The sequence below is a fragment of the Longimicrobium sp. genome (assembly GCF_036280135.1).
Taxonomy (GTDB): Bacteria; Gemmatimonadota; Gemmatimonadetes; order Longimicrobiales; family Longimicrobiaceae; genus Longimicrobium.
The window spans coordinates 1-6,089 of record NZ_DASURI010000042.1; the positions used below are offsets into that span (position 1 = coordinate 1).

Annotated in this window: 6 protein-coding genes; 3 read left to right on the plus strand and 3 right to left on the minus strand. The window is 69.6% G+C overall.

Annotated elements, in window-relative coordinates; translation table 11 throughout:
- Window positions 1–392 precede the first annotated feature (392 nt).
- The 3 genes from fabF to VFZ20_RS01325 form a co-directional block, all read right to left on the minus strand.
- Window positions 393–1,646 carry a beta-ketoacyl-ACP synthase II gene (gene fabF, locus VFZ20_RS01315; protein ID WP_329682006.1) on the minus strand — a complete coding sequence of 418 codons (1,254 nt, stop codon included), beginning with the start codon at window positions 1,644–1,646 and terminating at the stop codon, window positions 393–395.
- A 311-nt stretch (window positions 1,647–1,957) separates the two neighbouring features.
- On the minus strand, window positions 1,958–2,617 hold the full coding sequence (locus tag VFZ20_RS01320) for a response regulator transcription factor (protein ID WP_329682007.1): 660 nt from the start codon (window positions 2,615–2,617) through the stop codon (window positions 1,958–1,960).
- A 92-nt stretch (window positions 2,618–2,709) separates the two neighbouring features.
- Window positions 2,710–3,450, minus strand: coding sequence for a cytochrome c biogenesis CcdA family protein (locus VFZ20_RS01325; protein ID WP_329682008.1), 741 nt, complete (start codon window positions 3,448–3,450; stop codon window positions 2,710–2,712).
- Window positions 3,451–3,873: 423 nt separating this feature from the next.
- On the opposite strand from VFZ20_RS01325, the gene VFZ20_RS01330 reads away from it, so the two are divergent.
- From VFZ20_RS01330 to VFZ20_RS01340, 3 genes are all read left to right on the plus strand, one after another.
- Entirely contained in the window at window positions 3,874–4,407 is a 534-nt protein-coding gene (locus VFZ20_RS01330) for a GNAT family N-acetyltransferase (RefSeq protein WP_329682009.1), read from the plus strand.
- A 399-nt stretch (window positions 4,408–4,806) separates the two neighbouring features.
- Window positions 4,807–5,403, plus strand: a complete 597-nt coding sequence (locus VFZ20_RS01335) for a TetR/AcrR family transcriptional regulator (RefSeq protein WP_329682010.1) — start codon at window positions 4,807–4,809, stop codon at window positions 5,401–5,403.
- 69 nt (window positions 5,404–5,472) lie between these two features.
- Window positions 5,473–6,089: FAD-dependent oxidoreductase (locus VFZ20_RS01340; protein ID WP_329682011.1), on the plus strand; the 617-nt coding region annotated here is incomplete at its 3' end.

Below are 6,089 nucleotides of genomic sequence, written 5' to 3' on the forward strand. Positions count from 1 at the left end.
CGCAGCAGGGGCTGACGGAGGTGCGGCGGATGACGGGGGCGGGGCGGTAGGGCCCTCACCCGCTCGCTGTCGCTCGCACCCTCTCCCGCAAACTGCGCGGGAGAGGGTGTATACTTCTACGGGCTAATTGCTGCTCGGCAACCCGATCCATGCGACGAAGTTCTCCCCCTCCCCCGCGAAGCGGGGGCAGGGGGCCGGGGGGAGGGGGCCCTCCGCCCGCGGTAGAACCCCGCATCTTCGCTGGAACTCCGTAAGCATCCTCCCCCACGCGAAACAGCCCGCAACCGCATCAGCAGTCGCAGGCTGTTCCCCTATTCCCCGCAGTCGCAGGCTCTCCCCTGCAACCCGCAGTTGCAGGCTATTCCCTATTCCCTATCACCTATTCCCTGCAGTCAGCCGTCGAACCTCCGCATCACCAGCGTCGTGTTCGCCCCGCCGAAGCCGAACGAGTTGCTGATCACCACGTCCAGCGCCTGATCGCGCGCCGTGTTGGGCACGTAGTCCAGGTCGCACTCGGGATCGGGGTCCGTCAGGTTGATCGTCGGCGGGATGACGCCGTGCCTGAGGGCCAGCGCGCACACGCCCGCCTCGATCGACGCGCTGCCGCCCAGCGCGTGGCCGATCATCGACTTGGTGGACGAAACGGCCAGCCGGTCCGCGTGCGCCCCGAACACGCGGCGAATGGCGCGCGTCTCCGCCAGGTCGCCCACGGGCGTGGACGTGCCGTGCGCGTTGATGTACGTCACCTCTTCCGGCGCGATCCCCGCGCTGCGCAGCCCGCGCTTCATGGCCAGCGCCGCGCCGCCGCCGTCCTCGGGCGGCGCGGTGATGTGGAACGCGTCGGCGCTCATCCCGAAGCCGATGATCTCGGCCAGGATGGGCGCGCCGCGCTCCCGGGCGCTCTCCAGGTCCTCGAGCACGAGGATGCCGCCGCCCTCGCCGTGCACGAAGCCGCTGCGCCGCCGGTCGAACGGGCGCGACGCCGTCTCGGGCGCGTCGTACTGGTTGGCCAGCGCGCGCGCGGCCGCGAAGCCGGCGTAGGAGATGGGCGTGAGGCACGCTTCCGTGCCGCCGGCCAGCATCATCCGGGCGTCGCCGCGCTGGATGGCGTGGAAGGCCTCGCCGATGGCGTGGTTGCTGCTGGCGCACGCGCTCACGGGCGCGTAGCTGGGTCCGCGCGCGCCCGTGCGGATGGCGATCTGCCCGCTGGCCAGGTTAATGATGCTGGCGGGGATGAAGAACGGCGACACGCGGTTGAGCCCCTTGTCGCGCGCCATGTCGGCCGTCTCCATGATGGAGATCAGGCCGCCCATTCCGCTGCCCACGATGGTGCCCGTCTCGTCGGGGTCGGGGACGGGCTGCAGCCCGTCGAAGCCGGCGGAGCGCATGGCGTCGTCCGCGGCCACGAGGGCGTACTGGATGAACCAGTCCATGCGCCGCGCGTCCTTGCGGTCCAGCACCGGCTCCGGGCTGAACCCCTTGACCTCGCCGGCGATGGCGATCTCGGGCGCGATGCCCGGCAGCTCGCACTTGGTGAGTCGGCCCACGCCGGACCGGCCGGCCTTGACGCCCTCCCACGTGTCCGCGGCGTTGTTCCCCAGCGGCGTGACCATCCCCACGCCCGTGATGACGACCCTGCGCGCCAACGTTCTATCTTCCGTCTGGTGGATTGGCTCTGGATCGGACCGGGTACCCCCGTGCCCGAGCGAGGTTCGCGGCGGAAACTTCGTGCAATTCAGCTCCGGGTGGTTCGGCGGACGTTCTGCCGGCCCGCCGGGCGCCCCCCATCCCCAACCCTTCCCCCATAAACTGCATGGGGGAAGGGAGAACTGCGTTTACCGCATGAGCGTTCTCACGCGCCCCGGGCTCCGTTCGAAGTTTATACCCTCTCCCGCGCAGTTTGCGGGAGAGGGTGCGAGCCTGGGAGAGCGGGTGAGGGCTCCCCGTGAGGGCCCGTTCAGTTGTCCGCCTTGAGCAGCCCGCGCCGCAGGGCGAACTTCACCAGCTCGCTGCGGTGGTGCAGGTTGAGCTTTTCCATGATGCGGGCGCGGTACGTGTCCACCGTCTTGGGGCTGATGAACAGCTTCTTTCCGATCTCGCTGCTGCTGAACCCCTCCACGGTGAACCCCAGCACCTCGCGCTCGCGCTCTGTGAGCTTTTCCAGCGGATCGTCCTCGCCCGGCTCGGCCTTCTGCTTGAGGCCGCGCAGCAGGAGCTTGGCGCCGCTGGGATACAGGAACACGTCGCCGCCGGCCACCGTCTTGATGGCCTCGATGAGCTCCTCGTCGGCGCTGCGCTTGTTCACGTAGCCCGATCCGCCCGCCTCCAGCACGGGCAGCAGGTGCTCCTCCTCGCCGTGCATCGTCAGCACGAGCACGCGCGTGGGCAGGCCCAGCGCGTTGATCTGCCGCACGGCCTCCAGCCCGCCCATGCCGGGCATGGACAGGTCCATCACCACCACGTCGGGGCGAATCTGCGGGACCTTCATCACCGCCTCTTCGCCCGTGCCCGCCTCGCCCACCACGATGAACCCGGGCTCCGCCTCCAGCAGCGCCCGCAGGCCGGCGCGCAGCACGGCGTGGTCGTCCACCAGGAGGATTCGGATCTGCTGGGGCATGGCCAAAAGGTCGAGTCCAGTGTGAATAAACGAGCCGCCGCGGGTCCGAATCTGACCCGCGGCGGCAACCGGCGCAAGCGTTTACGCCCGCGTCAGATCTTGGACGAGAGCCACTCCGGCGTCCATCCGGCCATCGCCGCCGCCATCCGCGAGAACTCGCCCGACATCATCAGCAGGCCCAGCAGCAGCAGCATGGCGCCGTTGATCCGGTTGATCCACTTGAGCCACTTTCGCAGGCGCATGAACGCGCCCATGAACCGCTCGATGAGCACCGTGCTCACCAGGAACGGGATGGCCAGCCCGGCGGAGTAGACGGCCAGGAGGCCCATTCCCTGGCCCATGGTCCCGCGGGTGGCGGCAAGCGTAAGGATGCCGCCCAGCACGGGCCCGATGCACGGCGTCCATCCCGCGCCGAAGGTGATGCCCACGAGCACGGTGCCCAGGTAGCCGGCGGGCTTGTCGGCCAGGTGCATGCGCCACTCGCGGCCGGCGCCCGGAAGCCGCAGCAGCCCCAGCAGGTAGAGGCCAAAGAGCACCAGCAGCGCGCCGCCCACCACTTCCACGCCGCGGCTGGCGTAGTTCACCAGCGAGCCCAGGAACGTGGCCGACGCGCCCAGCGCCAGGAACACGGCCGTAAAGCCGGAGACAAAGAGCAGCCCGTGCACGATGACGGCGCGGCGGGCGCGGCGCTCCTCGGCCTGCGCCAGCTCGTCCAGGCTCATGCCCGTGATGAACGTGGCGTAGCTGGGCACCAGCGGCAGCACGCAGGGCGAGAGAAAGCTGAGCAGCCCGGCGCTGAACGCCACGAACAGGCCAAGGGACTGGGATTCCATGCGGATGCGGATCAACGGGTCGTCGCGATGCGGAACGCACGCAAGGATAACAAGATGCGCGAAGCCGCCCAATCCGGCAATCGCGCACGGTCGCGTAGGGCGATTCCGTACGCGCGGGGGTGAGTTCCAGCCTGAGCGGCTAAAGCCGCCGCTGGGAAAGCGGTAAGCCCCGTCTCGCGCCGACGCGCTCTGCGAACGGGGCTTCAAGCACCAACACGGGCCACCACCCGACGGGAGAATGAGCCCGAGCAGGGCGTCGCCGGTGCAGTCCGCGCAGGCGGACTTCGCGAATTTCCAGCGGCGATTTCAATCGCTCCGGCGTCGCGGACTTTGCCACCACGCTCGATCCGGACCCGCATCGGACTCGCGCGAGGCCCGCCCTTGCCGCACTTTCAGCGGCGCACAGGCGACCATCCGCGAACCATGACGCAGATGACCGGGAACGTGATGAACATCGAATCCCAGGGCTCCGATCCATTCCTGCTCCGTGAGGCGTTGGCGGAGGACATGACGTGGGTCGTACAGCGCCATCGTGAGCTTTACGTCCAGGAGTACGGCTGGGGCGAGACCTTCGCGCGGCTCGTGGAGCAGTCCGCCGAGAACTTCGTGCGCGACTTCGACGCGGCGTGCGAGCGCGGCTGGATCGCGGAGCGCGACGGACAGCCGGTGGGGTGCGTGTTCCTGACGCGCGGGCCGGAGGCGGGTGTCGCCAAGCTGCGGCTGCTGCTGGTGGATCCGGCCGCGCGCGGGCTGGGCATTGGCGCGGCGCTCGTGGACGCGTGCATCGCCTTCGCGCGCGAGGCGGGATATCGGCGCATCACGCTGTTCACGAACGAGCTGCTGCACGCCGCGCGTCGCATCTACGCGGATCGCGGTTTCCGATGCGTCGCGGTGGAGCGCCAGGACCACGTGTTCGGCCACCCCTTCGTCGCGGAGACGTGGGAGTTGGAACTGTAGGCGGGATCGGCGATCGGCGGAATCGGGCGGATTGGCGGAATCGTCGGATCTGGTTGGCGAACGGAGAACGCGACCGTCGCCGAGCCCGAGCGGAACCAGGAGCGAATGAATTCGCCGCTGGAAAGTCGCGAAGTCCGCCTGCGCGGACTGCCCCGGTGGAGGCCGCCGTGTGTGCACCGGGGCGACGGTCCGGTCGGTTGAAGCCCTGTTCGCAGAGCGCGTCGGCGCGAGACAGGGCTTACCGCTGTCCGAGCGGCGGGTTTACCCGCTCCGGCTGGGGGCCTGTGTCGCGCGAAAGCCTTGACGCTGCCCAGCTCCCGCATCATCTTTGAGACCGATCGGTCTCGTGCAGTTGCAGGCTATTCCTATTACCTGTTCCCTATTCCCTGCGGTTCGGCAATGCGCAACGGCACCCAGACCCGCGAGAACATCCTCCGCCAGGCTGCGGCCCTCTTCAACCGGCAGGGGTTCGCGGGCGCGTCGATGGCGGACATCATGCAGGCCACCGGGCTGCAAAAGGGCGGCATCTACCGGCACTTCGAGAGCAAGGAAGCGCTGGCGCTCGAGGCGTTCGACTACGCCGTGGGGCAGATGGCCGCGCGCTTCTCGACCTCGCTCGAGGGGCGTGAGCACGCGGTCGAGCGGCTGAACGGCATTGTCGACGTGTTCGCGCGGCTGCACGACGACCCGCCGGTGCCGGGCGGCTGCCCCATGATGAACACGGCCGTCCAGACGGACGACGCCGAGAGCCCGGCCCTGCGCGACCGCGCGCGCACGGCCATGGACGGCCTGCGCACGCTCATCCGCCAGACCGTGCGCAAGGGCATCGCGCGCGGCGAGGTGCGCGCGGACGTGGACGGCGACGCGCTGGCCACGCTCCTGATCTGCACGCTGGAAGGCGGCGTGGCCATCTCGCGGCTGTACAACGACGGGGTGCACGCGCACCGCGCGGCCGACGCCATGCGGACGTACCTGGACGAGCGGGTGCGCGCCTGAACGGCGCCGCCCTCTCTTTTTTTGATCTTGACGCGACCGATCGGTCGCATGCTGCCCATGGAGGCGAGGATGAACGCGAGCGGATACGACGCGATCGTGATCGGCGGAGGGCCGGCGGGGTACACGGCGGCCATCCGACTGGGACAGCTGGGCGTGCGCACGCTGGTGGTGGAGCGCGAGAACGTGGGCGGCGTGTGCCTGAACTGGGGATGCATCCCGTCCAAGGCGCTCATCTCCGCCGCCGGCCTGGTGGACAAGATCCGCCACGCGGGGACGATGGGCATCCGCATCGGGGAGCCGGAGATCGACTTCGCCGCCACGCAGCAGTGGAAGGCCGGCATCGTCCAGCGGCTCACGGGCAGCGTGGCGACGCTCATCCGCAACGCGGGCGGCGACATCGCGGCTGGCACCGCGCGACTGATCGGTCGCGACGCGGTGGAGATCACGGCCGCGGACGGCTCCACGCGCCCGGTGACCGCGGCGAAGGCCATCGTCATCGCCACGGGCGCGCGCGTGGCGACGCTGCCGGGGTTCGAGCCGGACGGCGGGCGCGTCATCACCGCCCGCGAGGCCGTGGACCTGACGGAAGTGCCTGCGTCGCTCGCCATCATCGGCGGGGGCGTGATCGGGATGGAGCTGGGGATGATGTACCAGAAGCTGGGCACGCGCGTTACCGTCGTGGAGGT

What these genes read in the sequence shown, in the direction of transcription:
- VFZ20_RS01335 (WP_329682010.1), top strand. Translation starts at nt 4,807, where the DNA reads ATGCGCAACGGCACCCAGACCCGCGAGAACATCCTCCGCCAGGCTGCG.
- VFZ20_RS01320 (WP_329682007.1), bottom strand. Translation starts at nt 2,617, where the DNA reads ATGCCCCAGCAGATCCGAATCCTCCTGGTGGACGACCACGCCGTGCTG.
- VFZ20_RS01325 (WP_329682008.1), bottom strand. Translation starts at nt 3,450, where the DNA reads ATGGAATCCCAGTCCCTTGGCCTGTTCGTGGCGTTCAGCGCCGGGCTG.
- VFZ20_RS01330 (WP_329682009.1), top strand. Translation starts at nt 3,874, where the DNA reads ATGACGCAGATGACCGGGAACGTGATGAACATCGAATCCCAGGGCTCC.